At 69.6% G+C, this 17543-nt stretch carries 13 protein-coding genes; 3 read left to right on the top strand and 10 right to left on the bottom strand.

Annotated features, from left to right (window positions below):
- Positions 1–7: 7 nt before the first annotated feature.
- The 3 genes from OHA73_RS36120 to OHA73_RS36110 all read right to left on the bottom strand — a co-directional run bounded on the left by OHA73_RS36120 (position 8) and on the right by OHA73_RS36110 (position 5034).
- Positions 8–1636 (bottom strand): BCCT family transporter, encoded by a 1629-nt coding sequence (locus OHA73_RS36120; RefSeq protein WP_266719042.1) that lies wholly within the window; start codon positions 1634–1636, stop codon positions 8–10.
- A 126-nt stretch (positions 1637–1762) separates the two neighbouring features.
- Entirely contained in the window at positions 1763–3052 is a 1290-nt protein-coding gene (locus tag OHA73_RS36115) for a M14 family metallopeptidase (protein ID WP_327657240.1), read from the bottom strand.
- The gene (locus OHA73_RS36110; RefSeq protein ID WP_327657239.1) at positions 3049–5034 is read right to left on the bottom strand and encodes a Xaa-Pro dipeptidyl-peptidase; all 1986 of its coding nucleotides are present in this window, start codon (positions 5032–5034) and stop codon (positions 3049–3051) included. The genes OHA73_RS36115 and OHA73_RS36110 overlap by 4 nt, the downstream gene beginning before the upstream one ends.
- A 227-nt stretch (positions 5035–5261) precedes the next feature.
- Between OHA73_RS36110 and OHA73_RS36105 the strand changes: the two genes are divergently transcribed.
- Positions 5262–6737: a M1 family metallopeptidase gene (locus OHA73_RS36105; RefSeq protein WP_266715804.1), complete on the top strand. Its 1476-nt coding sequence runs from the start codon at positions 5262–5264 to the stop codon at positions 6735–6737.
- A gap of 134 nt (positions 6738–6871) precedes the next feature.
- Here OHA73_RS36105 and OHA73_RS36100 read toward each other — a convergent pair whose 3' ends face one another.
- The 3 genes from OHA73_RS36100 to OHA73_RS36090 all read right to left on the bottom strand — a co-directional run bounded on the left by OHA73_RS36100 (position 6872) and on the right by OHA73_RS36090 (position 9624).
- Positions 6872–7717 (bottom strand): oxygenase MpaB family protein, encoded by an 846-nt coding sequence (locus OHA73_RS36100; protein ID WP_327657238.1) that lies wholly within the window; start codon positions 7715–7717, stop codon positions 6872–6874.
- A 51-nt stretch (positions 7718–7768) separates the two neighbouring features.
- Positions 7769–8074 (bottom strand): hypothetical protein, encoded by a 306-nt coding sequence (locus tag OHA73_RS36095; RefSeq protein WP_266715800.1) that lies wholly within the window; start codon positions 8072–8074, stop codon positions 7769–7771.
- Between the two features lie 77 nt (positions 8075–8151).
- On the bottom strand, positions 8152–9624 hold the full coding sequence (locus OHA73_RS36090) for an amino acid permease (RefSeq protein WP_327657237.1): 1473 nt from the start codon (positions 9622–9624) through the stop codon (positions 8152–8154).
- Between the two features lie 297 nt (positions 9625–9921).
- Here OHA73_RS36090 and OHA73_RS36085 point away from each other — a divergent pair, with 297 nt between their 5' ends.
- Positions 9922–10632: a MerR family transcriptional regulator gene (locus OHA73_RS36085; RefSeq protein WP_327657236.1), complete on the top strand. Its 711-nt coding sequence runs from the start codon at positions 9922–9924 to the stop codon at positions 10630–10632.
- 16 nt (positions 10633–10648) lie between these two features.
- Here the strand turns inward: OHA73_RS36085 and OHA73_RS36080 are convergent, their stop codons facing one another.
- The 4 genes from OHA73_RS36080 to OHA73_RS36065 all read right to left on the bottom strand — a co-directional run bounded on the left by OHA73_RS36080 (position 10649) and on the right by OHA73_RS36065 (position 16510).
- On the bottom strand, positions 10649–12832 hold the full coding sequence (locus OHA73_RS36080) for a 3-hydroxyacyl-CoA dehydrogenase NAD-binding domain-containing protein (protein ID WP_327657235.1): 2184 nt from the start codon (positions 12830–12832) through the stop codon (positions 10649–10651).
- 66 nt (positions 12833–12898) lie between these two features.
- Positions 12899–14119: an acetyl-CoA C-acetyltransferase gene (locus OHA73_RS36075; RefSeq protein ID WP_267068436.1), complete on the bottom strand. Its 1221-nt coding sequence runs from the start codon at positions 14117–14119 to the stop codon at positions 12899–12901.
- 82 nt (positions 14120–14201) lie between these two features.
- On the bottom strand, positions 14202–15344 hold the full coding sequence (locus OHA73_RS36070) for an acyl-CoA dehydrogenase family protein (RefSeq protein ID WP_327658595.1): 1143 nt from the start codon (positions 15342–15344) through the stop codon (positions 14202–14204).
- 8 nt (positions 15345–15352) lie between these two features.
- On the bottom strand, positions 15353–16510 hold the full coding sequence (locus OHA73_RS36065; protein WP_327657234.1) for a CaiB/BaiF CoA transferase family protein: 1158 nt from the start codon (positions 16508–16510) through the stop codon (positions 15353–15355).
- Between the two features lie 246 nt (positions 16511–16756).
- On the opposite strand from OHA73_RS36065, the gene OHA73_RS36060 reads away from it, so the two are divergent.
- Positions 16757–17506 carry a hypothetical protein gene (locus tag OHA73_RS36060; RefSeq protein ID WP_266715786.1) on the top strand — a complete coding sequence of 250 codons (750 nt, stop codon included), beginning with the start codon at positions 16757–16759 and terminating at the stop codon, positions 17504–17506.
- The last annotated feature ends 37 nt before the right edge of the window (positions 17507–17543 follow it).

Below are 17543 nucleotides of genomic sequence, written 5' to 3'. Positions count from 1 at the left end.
TACGTCCTCAGTCGTCGTGGTGTTTGCCGATCGGGTCGCCCTCGGTCTCCAGGCTGCTGCCGGGACCGATGCGGATCTCGAACTCGCCGCCGTACTTCTCGTGGCCTGCGACGACCGCCTGCTCGACGACCTCGATGCCCATCTCGCCACGGACCATGAGCGGGTCCTGGCGCAGGTCCTTCAGGAGCGACCAGCACATGCCGATCATGACGAGGACGAACGGTGCCGCCACGAGGATCGTCAGGTTCTGCAGGCCGGTGAGCGCGTCCCCGGAGCCGTTGCCGATCATCAGCATGATCGCGCCGACCGCACCGGTCACGACGCCCCAGAAGACGACGACGAACTTTCCGGGTTCGAGCGCACCCTTCTGCGACAGGGTGCCCATGACGATCGACGCGGCGTCCGCGCCGGACACGAAGAAGATGCCGACCAGGATCATCACGAGCAGGCTCGTCGCGGAAGCGATCGGGTACTCCTGAAGCACGCCGAAGAGCTGGGTCTCCGGGGTGTCGGCACCCTTGAGGGCGCCCTGCTCCTTGAGGTTGATCGCGGAACCGCCGAAGACCGCGAACCAGATCAGGCTGACGGTCGAGGGCACGAGGATGACGCCGCCGACGAACTGACGGATCGTCCGGCCCTTGCTGATGCGCGCGATGAACATGCCGACGAACGGCGACCAGGAGATCCACCAGGCCCAGTAGAAGACCGTCCAGCTGCTGAGCCAGTCGGCGACGCCCTTACCGCTGGACGCCTCGGTGCGCCCGATGAGTTGCGGGAAGTTGTCGAGGTACGCGCCGAGCGAGGTCGGCAGCAGGTCCAGGTTCATGATCGTCGGGCCCGCGATGAACACGAAGACCACCAGGACCAGGGCGAGCACCATGTTGATGTTCGACAGCCACTGGACGCCCTTCTCCACACCGGAAATGGCGGAGAAGACGAACGCGACGGTCAGCACCGCGATGATCGAGACGAGCAGCCCCGTGCTGACGTCGTCCATCCAGTCGGCCGCCTTGAACCCGGCCCCGATCTGCAGGGCGCCGAGTCCGAGGGAGGCGGCCGAGCCGAACAGCGTCGCGAAGATCGCGAGGATGTCGATGACCCGGCCCCACGTGCCGTGCGCGTGCTTCTCGCCGATGAGGGGCACGAAGACGGACGAGATGGTCTGCCGCCTGCGGCGCCTGAACGTGCTGTAGGCGATGGCGAGTCCGACGACCGCGTAGATCGCCCACGGGTGCAGCGTCCAGTGGAACAGGGTGGTGGCCATGGCGGTCTCCATGGCCTCGGCGTCGTCGGCCGGGTCGGTGCCCGGCGGCGGCGTCGTGAAGTGCGCGAGCGGTTCGCTCACTCCGTAGAACATGAGCCCGATGCCCATGCCCGCGCTGAACATCATCGCGATCCAGGAGACCGTGCGGAACTCCGGCTCCTCGCCCTCCTTGCCGAGGGGGATCTTGCCGTAGCGGCTCATGGCGAGCCACAGGGCGAAGACCACGAAGCCGGTCGCGGCAAGGACGAACGCCCAGCCGCCGTTGTGCATCAGGCCGCCGAGCAGCGTGGTGGACACGCTCTCGAGGTTGTCCGTGGCCACGGCGCCCCAGACCACGAAGGCCAGAGTGAGCACGGCGGTGACGCCGAACACGATCCGGTCCGTGGCGGGGCTCTGCGCGGCGGTCGCTCCCTCCTCGGGGACGGGCGTATCGCTGGGGGGTTTCTGAGGGCTTGTCACCCACTACGACCTACCACACCTGACACGCCGGTAACCCGATCAGCAGTGTGTGTCGGGCTCCCCTTCCGTCAAGTGGTAGGCCGCGCGCGCATCGAGGAGCAGTGCGACCAGGGCCCGTTCGGACTGACGCAGGGGGACGAAGGCGCCGCTGCCCGACTTCTTGACGGTGATGCCGTGCAGCGCCAATTCGTCTTTGAATTCGGCGTATTGCGTCCCGCTCAGCCGGTAGCCGCACGGCGGATCCTTGATGACCTCCGCGGCTTCGGCGGGGTCGTTGTCCGCACCACCGAGATAGATCGGCCCCCGGTCGGTGAAGCCCTTGGCGCGGGCGGCCGTGGTAGCGGCCTCGATCGCACCCCGGTTCTCCGACGTGTACGTGAACAGGCCGCCGAGCGCCGCGAGTTGGGAGTCGCGGCGCCGCTGGTTGACCAGCGCCGGGTCGTTCTCCTCCGCGGGGGTTCCGGGGTCTACGCGGCTCTCGATGAGCAGCCCGACGGAGTGCTTGACGCCGGAGACGTTGCGCAGGATCCGCTCCTGCCCGTCCCCCGCGGTCTGCTTGATCGGCTCGCCGGTCTCCGGGTCGGTCCAGATGCCGTACGTGCCCGTGGAGTACCCGGCGTCGCCCGCGGCGGGGCGCACATGGTCGAGGGACAGCGACTCGGCCTGATCGTGCACGGCGGGGTCGGTGTTGAGGTTGCGCGGCCAGAGGTCGAACAGGTCCTTGTCGTAGTACTTGGGGGTGGCCCCGTACTCGTGCAGGTCGTAGATGACGTCGGGCTGCCGGTCGCGGATGACGGCGGCCATCGCCCGCGCCTCTGCCGTCTTGAGGGCGATGTGGTCGCGGTTGATGTCGATGCCGTCGGAATTGCCGCGGGTGTCGGCGGCGTTGCCGTCGGGGTTGGCGGTCGGCACGACGAGGAGGGTCGTACGGGACAGGAAGCGCTGGGTCGCCCTGTCCTTGGTGTAGGCGAGGTCGCGGATCTTCGTCAGGCAGGCCTCGCGGCCCGACGGCTCGTCGCCGTGCTGGGAGCAGATCAGCAGCACGGTGTTGGGCGCCCGGTGGGCTCCGATGCGGACGAGGTTCAGCGGGCGGCCCTGTTTCGTCTCGCCGATCCGGGAGACGGAGACCCGGTCGGAGGCCTTGTCGACGGTGGCGAGGAGCTGCTTCTCCTCGGGCTGGGTGGTCCAGCGGGCGCCGTCGGTCTCCTCGAATCCGGTGCGGGGCGGGGCGTTGGTGCCGCTCGCGCCGGCCGGGGCCGCCACCACGAGGGGCGCGGTGAGCGCGACGACGGCGGTGGCCAGGGCGAGGGTGCGGGGACGTGCTCTCATCGGGTGCTGCCTCCCGGTACGGGGCGGTCGAGGCGGTACGGGCTCACGCCGTCGGCCGCGGACTTTTGGGGGGTGGCGGTGGTGGAGCCGGACGTGGCGGCCGCGAAGGCCGAGGCGCCGCCGACGACGGGGACGCGGGCCGCGGTGCGGGCGAGGTCGAGGGAGAGGGTCGGCTTGGTGGACGGAGGGTCGATCAGGTCCTTGTCGGTGCCGGCCACGACGAGGGCGAGCCGGTGCCCCTTCGGTACGACGTGGTCGCTCGCGGCGAGGTCGATCGTGAGGGTATAGGGCTTGCCGGGTGTGAGCGCGGTGCCGTGCTTCGGGTTCGTGGAAGTGCCGAGGTCGGCCCAACCTCTGCTGAACACCGTCGAGTTGACGTCGGTGGTCGCGGTCGCGGTGGTCAGGTAGCAGGAGCTGTCGCCGGGGGTGCTCGGCCCCCAGCAGCTGCGGTCGCTGCCGGTCGTGATGCCCTCGCCGGCGCCCGCGTAGTCGCGGATCGTGGCGGGCCCGACGTCGACGAGGACGGCGCTCAGGTGGGCGCTGGACGTCGTCGGGGTCGCGGTGACCGTCACCTTCGAGGAGCCGGACAGGCGCAGGTCCTTGGCCAGCGGGCGGCTGAGGAACCCGGCCTTCTCGGCGGTCGGTTGCTGGATCTTCTCGGCCCAGTCGAGTTCGCCGAGCGCCGGGTTGTCGGTGAAGGTCTCGGTGCCGGAGCCGGCCTTCAGGCCCAGCGTCCCGACGCCGGCCTTGTCGCCCTTGGCGGGACGCAGCGCGGCGGTTCCGGTGGCGCGCGGCGGCCACACCTTGTCGGTGCTCCAGTGGTCGGGGGCGCGCTCGATGTCGGCCATCGGCTCGCGGTCGATTCCGTTGGCATAGCCGAGGAGTTCGTGGTCGAACCAGCGGTGCAGGGTGTCGACCCAGGCGCCGCGGCGGGAGTCGAAGGGGTCGACGTGGCCGGTCTGCGCGAGCCAGATCTTGCGGTCGACACCGTTCTTGGCGAGGGCGTCCCACCACTGGCCGAAGTGCTTGGCGCGCACGTTCAGGTCCTGCATGCCGTGCACGACGAAGACGCTGGCGCGCACGTTGTCGGCGTCCTTGACGTAGTCGCGGTCCTGCCAGAGGCCGGTCCAGTCGCCGGTCCGGGGCGCTTCGTCGACCAGCCGTTTCTGTACGGCGGCGCAGCGCGCCTTCGCGTCCGGGCTCTCGACGTAGTCGGACAGCCATTCGGGGCCCGAGTCGTAGAGCGGGGCGCCCTGTTGGAAGTAGTAGTCGTACCAGGAGGAGATCCCGCCGATCGGCACGATGGTCTCCAGGCCCTCGACGCCGGTCGCGGCGACGCCGTTGGCGACGGTGCCGTCGTAGCTCTTGCCGATCATGCCGGTGCGGCCGTTGGTCCAGTCCGCCTTGGCGCGTTCGCCGCCGGTGCGGGTGGTGTAGCCCTTGGCGCGGCCGTTCAGCCAGTCGACGACGGCCTTCGCGGAGCCGATGTCGTAGGCCCCGCCGACGTCGGCGCAGCCGTCGGAGCGGTTGGTGCCGAGCAGGTCGACGCCGACGAACGCGTAGCCGCGGGGCACGAAGTAGTTGTCGTAGAAGAGCGGCATCTGTACGACGTTGCCGTCCGCGTCGTACGTCTTCTTCTGGCTCTCGTTGCCGCGCCCGCAGCAGGAGTAGTACGGGCTGGCGTCCATGATCACGGGGATCTTGCGGCCCTGGGCGGCGGGTTCGCGGGGCCGGACGATGTCGACGGCGACCCGGTCGGTCTTCCCGTTGTCGTCCCCGTCGAGCCGGGTGTCGACCCAGACGGACTCGCGGACGGCGTCGGCGTAGGAGTAGACGGGCTTGGACTCCGTCGGCTTGGCGGGGGCGGCCGACGCGGTGGCGCCTGCCCCGACGAGTGCGGACAGCAGTGCGGTGACGACCGCGACCACGAGGATTCTCCAGCGGTGCGGTCCGCGGTGGCTGCGTCTGGCAGGTATCGGCATGGCGCGGAAGTTACACGGGTCAACTGCCTTGCGACAGAGGGCCGTAGGTGTGGAAGACAGGCCCGTGGGGTGCAAAGGCACATGTCGGCCAGATGACGATCGTGTGGCTGGTGCGGCCATGGACATGACCGGGGCACGGGGTGCTGAATAGGGTCGCTGTGTCGGCCACGGACGTGATCCGTACGGGGCCGGCAACCGCCTGACGTCCCCGACGACTTGGAGTTTCCGTGTACCGCAGACTCATCGCCCCCGGCGCACTCGCGGCCTCTCTGCTGCTGGCGATCCCGGCATCGGCCGCGGACTTCGAACCGGGGGCGTCGGGCATCGGTGATCCCTACTACCCGACGTACGGGAACGGCGGCTACGACGTCTCCCACTACGACCTGCGTCTCAAGTACCAGCCGAAGACGGACCAGTTGGAGGGAACGGCGACGATTCTCGCCTCCTCCACGCAGGACCTGTCGCGCTTCAACCTCGACTTCGGGCTCACGGCGAGCGAGGTCCGGGTGAACGGCAAGAAGGCGAAGTTCGCGAAGTCCGACGTGCAGGAGCTGGAGGTGACCCCGGCGGCCGGGCTGCCGAAGGGCACGCCCTTCACGGTCGTGGTCAAGTACGCGGGCAAGCCGTCCGACGTGAAGCTCTGGGGCTTCACGTCGTGGCAGCGCACCCCGGACGGCGGCGTCGCGGCCAACGAGCCGGAGGCGGCGGCCTGGTGGTTCCCCTCCAACGACCATCCGCTCGACAAGGCCACGTACGACGTGTCGGTCGCGGTTCCCGACGGTACGCAGGCGATCTCCAACGGGACGTTGCAGTCGCAGAGTTCGAAGCTCGGGTGGACGCGGTTCAACTGGCGGTCGGCCCATCCGCAGGCCACGTATCTGTCCACCCTGGCGGTCGGCAAGTTCGACATCACGACGGACAAGACCGCGGACGGGCTGCCCGTCGTCAACGCGTACAGCAAGGACCTCGGCGCGAACGAGGGCGCGGCGAAGGCGAGCGTGGAGCGGACGACCGAGGTCGCCGAGTGGCTGGAGTCGGTCTACGGGAAGTATCCGTTCGAGGCGCTGGGCGGGTATGTGCCCAACGTGCCGTCGAGCTTTGCGCTCGAGACGCAGACGCGGCCGTTCTATTCGCCGAAGCAGTTCGCCAATGGGTCCAACGTGTCCGTTGTCGTTCATGAGTTGGCGCACCAGTGGTACGGCGACAGTGTCTCCGTACGTGGGTGGAAGGACATCTGGATCAACGAGGGGTTCGCCCGGTACGCGCAGTGGCTGTGGTCGGAGAAGGAGGGCGAGGGCACGGCCCAGGAGCTCGCCGACTACACGTACGCGCAGCATCCGGCGGACGATGCGTTCTGGACGGTGAAGCCGGGGGATCCGGGGGCGGAGAACCAGTTCGACGCGGCGGTCTATGACCGGGGGGCGCTTGCGATTCAGGCGTTGCGGAATGCCGTTGGCGAGAAGGACTTCTTCGCGATTCTGAAGGGGTGGCCGAAGCAGCACGCGTACGGCAACGCGAGTGTCTCCGACTTCATCGGGTATGCGGAGCGGGTCTCCGGAGAGCGGTTGGGTGGGTTGTTCGACACGTGGCTGTACCAGCCGTCGAAGCCGGCCGCGTCCGCGGTTTCGGACGGGTCCCGGGCGGCGCAGCCCAAGTCGTGGAAGCGGATTGCTGCGACGAATGGGGTGCACTCGGAGCGTTGATTCGCTGCGGCGGGGTTGCGGTCGCGGGGCTCTGCCCCGGGCCCCGCGGGCTCTCGTCCAAAGAGCGGGCTGAAAAGATCGGGGCTCTGCCCCGGGCCCCGCTGCTCAATCGCCGCAGGGGCTTGAATGGCTGCTCAATCTCCGTCGAGGCCTGAATTGCGCGCCCTTCGTGCCATCGGCAAGTAGCGGAAGCGTTCCGGGAGGCGGGGTGCCACCAACCTCACCACCGCCGCGAAGTGGCGCAGGCGGCGTTCCTGCCTAGGAGTCCAAGGCAGGCCGATCGCCTGCCTCGCCTCCGGGGGAAGCAAGCCCGTCGCGAGGAAGCTCATTGCTCGGGTCAGGAGAGGGCGCAGCAGCGGCCACAGGAACCTGAGGAGCGGGTGGTGGCCCGGTGGGGGTGGGAGGGGGCGGGTGCGGGCCGTCAGTTCGTCCACCACCGGGTTTCGCTCGATCTCCTGCGCGAGCGTCTTGCGGTAGTACGGCCAGAACTCCTCGACCGTCTGCGGCATGTCCCGGTCGTGGATGCCGAGGATGCGGCCGACCATCAGCCACTCCGCGTAGAACCGCTCGTCCTCCTCGGGCGTGAACGGCGTGGCGAAGTAGCGGCGCGCGTAGCGGGAGACGGGGAAGCCGGTGGCGTGCACCCAGGCGTAGTAGGCCGGGGTGAGGGCGTGGTAGCGGCGGCCGTGGGGGTCGGTGCCCTGGATGGTGCGGTGGAGGCGGCGGAGCCTGCGACCTTCTTCGGCTGCCGCCTCTCCCCCGTAGACCCAGAGCATCACCGAGGTCAGCGAGCGTTCGCCGCGGCCCCAGGGGTCGGTGCGGAACACCGAGTGGTCGTCGACGCCCGCGCCGACGGCCGGGTGCGCGACCTGGAGCACGAACGCGGCGGGCAGCGCGAGCAGGGCGCGGATGTCCCCTGCCGTCTCCCAGAGGATGCCGCCGGGCGGGGGCGGGGGCGGGTCCGGGTCGTGCTGCTTCATGGGGGTGCTGCTCCTTGTGGTGCGTATGGAGCCTGCGGGTCTCGTCTCTGATCAAGTATGCGCGTCCGGGTCCGGTGGCCGGCGGCCGTCGTCCGCGTAGCGCTTCGCCAGGTCGGAGGCCAGCTCCGAGACGCAGGTGCACAGGTCCGTGACGGCCTCCGTGGCGGGCGCCGGGCGGCAGGGGACGACGTGGGCCGGGAGCGGGGCCGGGGTCGGTGGCGGGGGCGGCTCCGGTGGGTCCGGCGCGGCGCGGGGGCGGCGCCGGCGGGCGGAGGTGATCCATGCCGTCGCCAGGGCCGCGAAGAATGCGGCCAGCTGCCCGATCTTGACGTGCGCGTCCCACGGAACCAGCGACATGCCTGTGTCCTACCCCCATGGCACGGGGCCCCAACGCATCGAGTGCGTCGGGGCCCCGTGAAGGAAGGCAGGCGGGCTCAGTTGCCGTCGGCCACCTTCGTCAGCTCCTCCGACGCGATGCGGTCGACGTTGCGCCGCACCCGGAACCAGCCGATGAAGAGCAGCACCGCGACGATCGGGATCAGCATGAGCGTCTTGCGGCCGGTCTCCTCGTCGTTCCACATGAGGCCGAGCACGGAGAGCAGGAAGACGATCGTGACGATCTCCGTGACCGGGGAGAACGGCAGCCGGAACTTCGGGCGCTCGACCAGGCCCTGCTTGGCCCGGCGGACGAACGCCAGGTGGGCGACCATGATCATGACCCAGGTGCCGATGATGCCGATCGAGGAGACCTCGATGACGATCTCGAACGCCTCGGCGGGCAGCAGGTAGTTCAGGCCGACGCCCAGCACGCCGACGCCCGCGGTGAGCAGGATGCCGCCGAAGGGGACCTGGCTCTTGTTCATCTTCGCGGTGAACTTCGGGGCGGAGCCCGACATGGCCATGGAGCGCAGGATGCGGCCCGTGGAGTAGAGGCCCGAGTTCAGCGAGGACATGGCCGCGGTGAGCACGACCAGGTTCATGATGTCGCCGACGCCGCCGACGCCCAGCTTGGAGAACAGCGTCACGAACGGGCTCTCGCCCGAGGTGTACGACGTGGACGGCAGCAGCAGAGCGAGCAGCAGCACGGAGCCGCAGTAGAACAGGCCGACGCGCCACATGATCGAGTTCACCGCGCGCGGGACGACCTTCTGCGGCTCGGCGGTCTCGCCCGCCGCGACGCCGACCAGTTCGAGGGCCGCGTACGCGAAGACGACACCTTGCATCACGAGGACCACGGCCATGGTGCCGCTGGGCATCCAGCCGCCGTTGTCCGTGACCATGTGCAGGCCCGGTGTGTGGCCGTCGACCGGGTGCTGCGTGGCCACCAGGAAGATGCCCACGAACAGGAACGCCACCAGGGTGGCCACCTTGACGATCGAGAACCAGAACTCCATCTCGCCGAAGTACTTCACCGAGACGAGGTTCACGGAGAGCACCACGGCGAGCGCGATCAGTGCGAGCACCCACTGCGGGATGCTCGTGAAGGCGCTCCAGTACTGCGTGTACAGCGCGACGGCGGTGATGTCGGCGATGCCCGTCATCGACCAGTTCAGGAAGTACATCCAGCCGGCGACGTAGGCGCCCTTCTCGCCGAGGAACTCGCGCGCGTACGACACGAAGGAACCGGACGAGGGCCGGTAGACGACCATTTCGCCGAGGGCGCGCACCACCAAGTACGCGAAGATCCCGCAGATCAGATAGGCGAAGACGAGGGCTGGGCCCGCGTCGTGGAGCCGGCCGCCGGCGCCGAGGAAGAGTCCGGTGCCGATCGCGCCGCCGATGGCGATCATGTTGATGTGGCGGCTCTTGAGGGCCTTGCTGTAGCCGGCGTCGCCCGCGTCGGCGGGCGCCTGGGAGGCATCTGTGCGGGATGCGTCCGTGGCCGTGTTGAGGGCGTCCTTGCTCACGAGGGGGTGTCCACTCTGTGGTGCCCGGCGACGTGGGGGCCGCCGGGGTCCGGAACGTGCTTCGGTCCGCATCACCCCTGTCGGCGTGCGGACCGAGGGGCACCTTCCCCCAAAGATCGCCCCCGATGCGGTGACGGAGATCACATAGCGGCGCTTCTCACATGCCGGGACGCCTCTGGACGTGGAACCGGAGGAGGCGTAAGGGGCGTCGACCACCCCTCTTTCCACTCCCCTTGGGTTTCACAACGTCGGTGTGTCAGCAATACTGTTGTACCCGGATCGCGGCGAGAGGCGAAGATGACGACGGACACCGAGGCCCCCACGCTGACCGTCGACGAGCTCGCGGCCCACGCCGGCGTCACGGTCCGCACGATCCGCTTCTACAGCACGCGGGGCCTGCTGCCGCCGCCGGTGATCGGGCCGCGCCGGGTGGGGCACTACGGGCCCGACCACGTCGCGCGGCTCGCACTGATCGAGGAGTTGCAGCACCAGGGCATGACGCTGGCCGCGATCGAACGCTATCTGGAGCAGCTGCCGGCCGACCTGAGTGCACAGGATCTGGCGATCCACCGTGCGGTGGTGGCGAGTTGGGCTCCCGACACGGTCGAGACGCTGACCCGTGACGAGCTCGACCGGCGCGCAGGGCGGGAGCTGACCGAGGAGAACCTCGCGCGGCTTGCGGCGATGGACGTGCTGACGCGGGAGGGCGACGACACCTACCGCTGCGACACGGGGCAGCTGCGGCTCGGCGTCCAACTCCTCGACGTACCGCTGTCGTTGGACGCGATCCTGGCCTCGCGCGAGGTGCTGGTGGAGCACTCGCGGGGCGCGGCGCAGGAGCTGGCCCGGCTCTTCACTTCCGAGGTGTCGCAAAGGGCCGAGCAGGACGTGAAGTCGCTGTCGGCCCATATGCAACCGCTGGTCGTTCAGGCGCTGTTGACGGCGTTCCAGCGCTCGCTGAAGGAGGAGCTCCGGGAGGCGTTCCGTACGACGGAGCGCCTCCCGTAGCCACCGGGACCCGGCGTCAGTCCTTGAACGTCTCGCCCTTCTCGGCCTTCTCCACGAGCAGCGCGGGCGGCAGGAACCGGTCGCCGTAGCGCTCGGCCAGCTCGCGCGAGCGGGCGACGAATCCGGGCAGGCCGCCCTCGTAGCCGTTGATGTACTGGAGTACGCCGCCGGTCCAGCCGGGGAAGCCGATGCCGAAGATGGAGCCGATGTTGGCGTCGGCGACGGACGTGAGGACGCCCTCTTCGATCAGGCGGACCGTGTCGAGGGACTCCGAGAAGAGCATCCGCTCCTTCATGTCTTCGAAGGGGATCTCGGTGCCGGGCTTGCTGAAGTGCTCGCGCAGACCCGGCCACAGACCGGCGCGCTTGCCGTCCTCGCCGTACTCGTAGAAGCCCGCTCCCCCGCTGCGGCCCGGCCGCCCGAACTCGTCGACCATCCGGTCGATGACCGCCTCGGCCGGGTGCTCGTCCCAGGTGCCACCGGCCTCGACGATCGCCGCCTTCGTCTCCTCGCGGATCTTGCGGGGCAGGGTGAGGGTCAGCTCGTCCATGAGGGAGAGCACCTTGGCCGGATAGCCGGCCTGGCCCGCCGCCTGCTCGACCGACGCGGGCTCGACGCCCTCGCCGACCATGGCCACGCCCTCGTTGATGAAGTGCCCGATGACGCGCGAGGTGAAGAAGCCGCGCGAGTCGTTGACCACGATGGGCGTCTTGTTGATCTGCCGTACGAGGTCGAAGGCGCGGGCGAGGGCCTCGTCGCCGGTGGCGCCGCCCTTGATGATCTCGACGAGCGGCATCTTGTCGACGGGCGAGAAGAAGTGCAGACCGATGAAGTCGGCCTGCCGCTCGACGCCCTCGGCGAGGGCGGTGATGGGCAGCGTCGAGGTGTTGGAGCAGAGCAGGGCGTCGGGGGCGACGATGTCCTGGATCTCCTGGAACACCTTGTGCTTGAGCGACGGGTCCTCGAAGACGGCCTCGATGACGGCGTCGCAGCCGGCCACGGCCTGCGGGTCGGAGGCCGGGGTGATGCGTGCGAGCAGCGCGTCCGCCTTCTCCTGGGTCGTGCGGCCGCGCTTGACGGCCTTGGCGCACAGCTTCTCGGAGTAGGCCTTGCCCTTGGCGGCGGACTCGGCGGACACGTCCTTCAGGACCACCTCGATGCCCGCGCGGGCGCAGGAGTAGGCGATGCCGGCGCCCATCATGCCGGCGCCGAGGACGGCGACCTTCCGGACCTTGCGGGGCTCGATGCCCTTGGGGCGGTTGGCGCCCGAGTTCACGGCCTGGAGATCGAAGAAGAACGCCTGGATCATGTTCTTCGCGGTCTGCCCGGTGACCAGCTCGGTGAAGTAGCGGGCCTCGATGGCGAGGGCGTTCTCGAAGTCGACCTGAGAGCCCTCGACGGCCGCCGCCAGGATGTTGCGGGGCGCGGGGTACGGGGCGCCGTTCAGCTGCTTCTTCAGGTTGGCCGGGAAGGCGGGGAGGTTCGCGGCGAGCTTGGGGCTGGCCGGGGTGCCGCCGGGGATGCGGTAGCCGGGCTTGTCCCAGGGCTGCTGCGACTCGGGGTTGGCGTCGATGAAGGCGCGGGCCTTCTCGATCATCTCCTCGCGGGTGGCGGCCACTTCGTGGATCAGGCCGTTCTCCAGGGCGCGCTGCGGGGCGTACTGGGTGCCCTGGAGCAGCACCTTGAGGAGCGCGTCGGCGATGCCCATGAGGCGGACGGTGCGGGTGACGCCGCCGCCCGCGGGGAGCAGGCCGAGCGTGACCTCGGGGAGGCCGATCTTCGAGCCCGGCGCGTCGAGGGCGACGCGGTGGTGGCTGGCGAGCGCGATCTCGTAACCGCCGCCCAGGGCCGCGCCGTTGATGGCGGCGACGACGGGCTTGCCGAGGGTCTCGATGCGGCGCAGCGAGTTCTTGATGCCGATGCCGGTCTCGAAGACGGACCGGGCGTCGTCCGGCCCGGCCTTCATCATGTCCTTGAGGTCACCGCCCGCGAAGAAGGTCTTCTTGGCGGAGGTGTAGATGAACCCGCGGATGGACTCGGGGTTCGCGGCCAGCTCGGCCTCGGCGCGGTCGGCGATCGCGGCGATGGAGTCCTTGAACGCCTGGTTCATGGTGTTCGCGGACTGGTTGGGGTCGTCCAGGACGAGCGTGACGACGCCGGTGTCGTCCTGTTCCCAGCGGATGGTCGTGCTCTGCGTCATGGCTGTTCCGTCTCCGTGAAGTCTGGTGCGGCGGTTGGCTGTTGGGTGGGGCGCCCTGCTGGGCGACTACGCGGAGACGCGCTCCACGATGGTGGCGATGCCCATGCCGCCGCCCACGCACAGCGTGGCCAGGCCGTACCGCTTGTCCTGGCGCTCCAGTTCGTCGACGAGGGTGCCGAGGATCATCGCGCCGGTCGCCCCCAGCGGGTGGCCGAGCGCGATGGCGCCGCCGTTGACGTTGACCTTGTCCAGGGACAGGCCCATGTCCTTCACGAAGCGCAGCACGACCGCCGCGAACGCCTCGTTGATCTCGACGAGGTCGATGTCGTCGATGGTCAGGCCCGCCTTGGCGAGCGCCTTGCGCGACGCGGGCGCGGGCCCGGTGAGCATGATGGTCGGCTCGGAGCCTGAGACCGCGACGGAGACGATGCGGGCGCGCGGGGTGAGGTCGTAGCGCTCGCCGACCTCACGGGAGCCGATGGCGACGAGCGACGCGCCGTCGACGATGCCGGAGGAGTTGCCCGCGTGGTGCACGTGGTCGATCTGCTCGACCCAGTGGTACTTCTGCAGCGCCACCGCGTCGAAGCCGCCCAGGTCGCCGATGTCCTTGAACGAGGGCTTCAGCTTGCCGAGCGAATCGGCCGTCGTGCCCGGACGCAGGTGCTCGTCGTGGTCGAGCACGGTGAGCCCGCTGCGGTCCTTGACCGGGACGATCGAGCGCGTGAACCGGCCGTCCTTCACGGCGGCGGCCGCCCGCTCCTGCGACATGGCGGCGTACTCGTCGACGTCGCGCCGCGAGAAGCCCTCGATGGTCGCGATGAGGTCGGCGCCGATGCCCTGCGGCACGAACCCGGTCTCGTAGGAGGTCATCGGGTCCATCGCCCAGGCCCCGCCGTCCGAGCCCATCGGCACGCGCGACATCGACTCGACGCCGCCGGCGAGGACGAGGTCCTCCCAGCCCGAACGGACCTTCATCGCCGCCAGGTTGACGGCTTCCAGGCCCGAGGCACAGAAGCGGTTCTCCTGCACACCGGCCACCGTGTCGGGCAGTCCGGCCGCGATGGCGGCGATGCGCGCGATGTCGGACCCCTGGTCGCCGATCGGTCCTACGACGCCGAGCACGATGTCGTCGATGGCGGCCGGGTCGAGGTCGGGGAAGCGGGTCCGCAGCTCGTGGATCAGGCCGACGACGAGGTCGATCGGCTTGGTGCCGTGCAGGGAGCCGTTGGCCTTGCCGCGGCCGCGCGGGGTGCGGATCGCGTCGTATACGTACGCGTCTGTGGTCACGGGAGGTGCCTTTCGAAGAGGGGCCGTACGGAGAAGGGTTGCGTCAGGACGAGAGGGGTTGCGTCAGGGCAAGAGGGGTCGGTCAGGTCAGCAGCGAGCGCCCGATGATCTCCTTCATGATCTCGGTCGTGCCGCCGTAGATGGTCTGGATGCGCCCGTCGGTGAACGCCTTCGCGACGCGGTACTCGGTCATGTACCCGTACCCGCCGTGCAGTTGGAGGCAGCGGTCGGCGACCCGCTTCTGCAGCTCGGTCGCCCACCACTTCGCCATCGAGGCGTGCACGGCATCGAGCGTGCCGTCCGAGTGGTCCTCGATGCAGCGGTCCAGGAACGTGCGGGTGACGGCGCACTCGGTGGCCATCTCCGCGATCTCGAAGCGGATGTGCTGCTTCGCGGCGAGCGGGCGCCCGAAGGCCTCGCGCTCCTTCACGTACTGGGTGGTGATCTCCAGGAGGTGCTCGGAGGCGGCGATCGCGGCGACGGCGATGCCCATGCGCTCCTGCGCGAGGTTCGTCATCAGGTGGATGAAAGCGCCGTTGAGCTCGCCGAGCAGGTTCTCCTTCGGGACGCGGACGTCGTTGAAGAACAGCTCGGCGGTGTCCTGGGCCTTCTGGCCGATCTTGTCGAGGTTGCGGCCGCGCTCGAAGCCCTCCATGCCGCGCTCGACGACGAGCAGCGAAAGACCGTGCGCGCCGCCCTCGGGCGTCGTCTTGGCGACGACGATCACCAGGTCGGCGAGTATCCCGTTGGAGATGAAGGTCTTCGACCCGTTGAGCAGCCAGTGGTCGCCCTTGTCCTCGGCGGTGGTGCGGATGCCCTGGAGGTCGGATCCGGCGCCGGGTTCGGTCATGGCGATGGCGCTGATGATCGAGCCCTCGCAGAAACCGGGCAGCCAGCGCCGCTTCTGCTCCTCGGTGCCGAGCGAGGTCAGGTACGGGCCGATGATGTCGTTGTGCAGGCCGACGGCGAGACCGGAGGCGCCCGCGCGCGTGAACTCCTCGGCGAGCACGGCGGGGTAGCGGAAGTCGGCGTTGCCGCCGCCCCCGAACTCCTCGGGCACGGCGAGCCCGAGCAGGCCCTGGCGCCCGGCGGCGAGCCAGGCCTCGCGGGAGACGATGCCGTCCTTCTCCCACTGCTCGTAGTGCGGCGTCACCTCCTTGGCGAGGAAGGTGCGCACGGTCTCGCGGAACGCCTCGTGCTCGGCGCTGAACAGGCGTCGTTCCATGCTCGCGATCAACTGCCTTTCGTAGTGGGATCGTTCAGGGCCGGTACGTCCCAGTCGCGGGCGACGTCGGTGGTGTCGGCGCCGGGCAGGGCGGGGCCCGAGTGGACGCTTGTGGGGGTGCCGGAGAAGCGGGGCGCGGGCGCCGGCTGGGTGAGGCCGCCGTGGTCGACGAAGGTGCCGCGGGCGGCGAGGTGCGGGTGGTGCGGGGCCTCGCCGAGGGAGAGCACGGGTGCGACGCAGGCGTCCGAGCCCTCGAAGACGGCCGCCCATTCGTCCCGCGTACGTTCCTTGAAGCGGGCGGCGACGGCCGCGCGCAGCTCGTCCCAGCGCCCCAGGTCGCCCCGGGCCGCGGCGACCTCGCCGAGCCCGAGCAGTTCGGCGAACTCGGCGTAGAACTGCTGCTCAAGGGCGCCGACCGCCATGTATTTGCCGTCGGCCGTCTCGTACGTGCCGTAGAACGGGGCGCCGCCGTCGAGGAGGTTGGCGGCGCGCCGGTCCTGCCAGCCGCCGGCCGCGAGCATCCCGTGGATCATCGTGCTGAGGTGCGCGGTGCCGTCGACGATGGCGGCATCGACGACCTGGCCGGTGCCGGTGTCGCGGGCGTGGTGCAGGGCGGCGAGGACGCCGACGACCAGGTAGAGCGAGCCGCCCGCGTAGTCGCCGAGCAGGTTCGCGGGGGCCACCGGCGGCCGGTCGGGGTCGCCGGTCAGGCCGAGGGCGCCGGTCAGCGCGATGTAGCCGATGTCGTGGCCCGCGCGCTGAGCAAGGGGGCCTTCCTGGCCCCAGCCGGTCATCCGGCCGTAGACCAGCTTCGGGTTGCGGGCACGGCAGTCCTCGGGCCCGACGCCGAGCCGCTCGGCGACGCCCGGCCGGTATCCCTCGATCAACACGTCGGCGCGCGCGGCGAGTTGCAACACCCGCTCGGCGCCGTCCTCGGCCTTCAGGTCGACGACCACGGAGCGCTTGTTGCGGTTCGTGACGTCGTACTCCGGGGGGACCCCGAGCGCCTGCCCGCCGGGCCGGTCGACGCGTACGACGTCGGCCCCGAGGTCGGCGAGGAGCATCGCGGCGAAGGGTCCGGGACCGATCCCGGCCAGTTCCACCACGCGCACCCCGGCGAGCGGGCCGCCGCTGCGACCGCCGGTTTCCGTGCCTGCCACTGCCATCCCGCAACGCCCCCAGCTTGTGACACAACTGATGTAACACCATTGATGCTATGAACCCGTTCCGCTCAGCACAAGCCCCCGACAAGCAAGCGCTTAGCCAATTTCCGCCACGCGCGGGCACCCGGTACCGGCCGTTCCGCCCCGGGCGCCACAAGTGGCTACGTCCCTTCCGGTGACCACCCGGACGGCAGGGGTATTCGGTGATTTCTGACGGAAGTTGTCCGATCTGTGGAGGGAGACAAAACAGTGCACAGCAGGCGAATGATGGCACTGACACTGGTCACCGGGATCACGGCTCTGGGACTCCTGGGCTGCGGAGGGGACAAGGAGTCGTCGGACGAACCCTTCGCCGGCAAGAGCGCGGACCGGATAGCGGCCGACGCGGTGAAGGCCACACGGCAGGCCGAATCGATGCACATCAAGGGCACCACGCAGCAGAAGGCCGGCGGGCAGGTCACCGTCGACCTCACCGTGGACCAGCGCAAGAACTGCGAAGGCACCGTCAAGATGTCCGGGACGACGGCCGACGTGCGCCATCTCGACGGCACGCTCTACCTACGGGGCGACGAGAAGTACTGGCAGACGACGCTGAAGGAGCAGCCCGGGGCCACGAAGATGGTGCCGAAGCTCAAGGACAAGTGGGTGAAGACCCCGGCCGACGACGCGATGACCCAGGGCCTGTGCGACAAGCAGGGTCTTGTCGCGTCGATGGACGAGGACAAGTCCGAGCGCCAGGGGATGAAGAAGAGCGGGACCACGAGCGTCGACGGCACGAAGGCGGTCCGGCTCACGAAGAAGACCTCCGGGGGCGAGACCCTGTCGCTCTACGTCGCCGCCGAGGGCAAGCCGTACATCCTGCGCACCACGTCGACCGGCGGCAAGAACCCGAACAGCGCCACCTTCAGCGACTACGACAAGGCGGTGCGCCCGCAGGAGCCCTCGTCCGACGAGACCGTCGATCTCAAGCAGCTCGCCGGCGCGGCCCAGCGCGCCTGACCCGGCTCCGTCGCCCCGGCAACATGGGGCCCCCACC

This window comes from Streptomyces sp. NBC_00483, assembly GCF_036013745.1.
Classification (GTDB): Bacteria; Actinomycetota; Actinomycetes; order Streptomycetales; family Streptomycetaceae; genus Streptomyces.
Note: the sequence above shows the minus strand (reverse complement) of the source record. Positions and strands in the feature narration are given on the sequence as shown.

What these genes read in the sequence shown, in the direction of transcription:
- OHA73_RS36115 (WP_327657240.1), bottom strand. Translation starts at nt 3,052, where the DNA reads ATGAGAGCACGTCCCCGCACCCTCGCCCTGGCCACCGCCGTCGTCGCG.
- OHA73_RS36110 (WP_327657239.1), bottom strand. Translation starts at nt 5,034, where the DNA reads ATGCCGATACCTGCCAGACGCAGCCACCGCGGACCGCACCGCTGGAGA.
- OHA73_RS36070 (WP_327658595.1), bottom strand. Translation starts at nt 15,344, where the DNA reads ATGGAACGACGCCTGTTCAGCGCCGAGCACGAGGCGTTCCGCGAGACC.
- OHA73_RS36080 (WP_327657235.1), bottom strand. Translation starts at nt 12,832, where the DNA reads ATGACGCAGAGCACGACCATCCGCTGGGAACAGGACGACACCGGCGTC.
- OHA73_RS36095 (WP_266715800.1), bottom strand. Translation starts at nt 8,074, where the DNA reads ATGTCGCTGGTTCCGTGGGACGCGCACGTCAAGATCGGGCAGCTGGCC.
- OHA73_RS36085 (WP_327657236.1), top strand. Translation starts at nt 9,922, where the DNA reads ATGACGACGGACACCGAGGCCCCCACGCTGACCGTCGACGAGCTCGCG.
- OHA73_RS36100 (WP_327657238.1), bottom strand. Translation starts at nt 7,717, where the DNA reads ATGAAGCAGCACGACCCGGACCCGCCCCCGCCCCCGCCCGGCGGCATC.
- OHA73_RS36065 (WP_327657234.1), bottom strand. Translation starts at nt 16,510, where the DNA reads ATGGCAGTGGCAGGCACGGAAACCGGCGGTCGCAGCGGCGGCCCGCTC.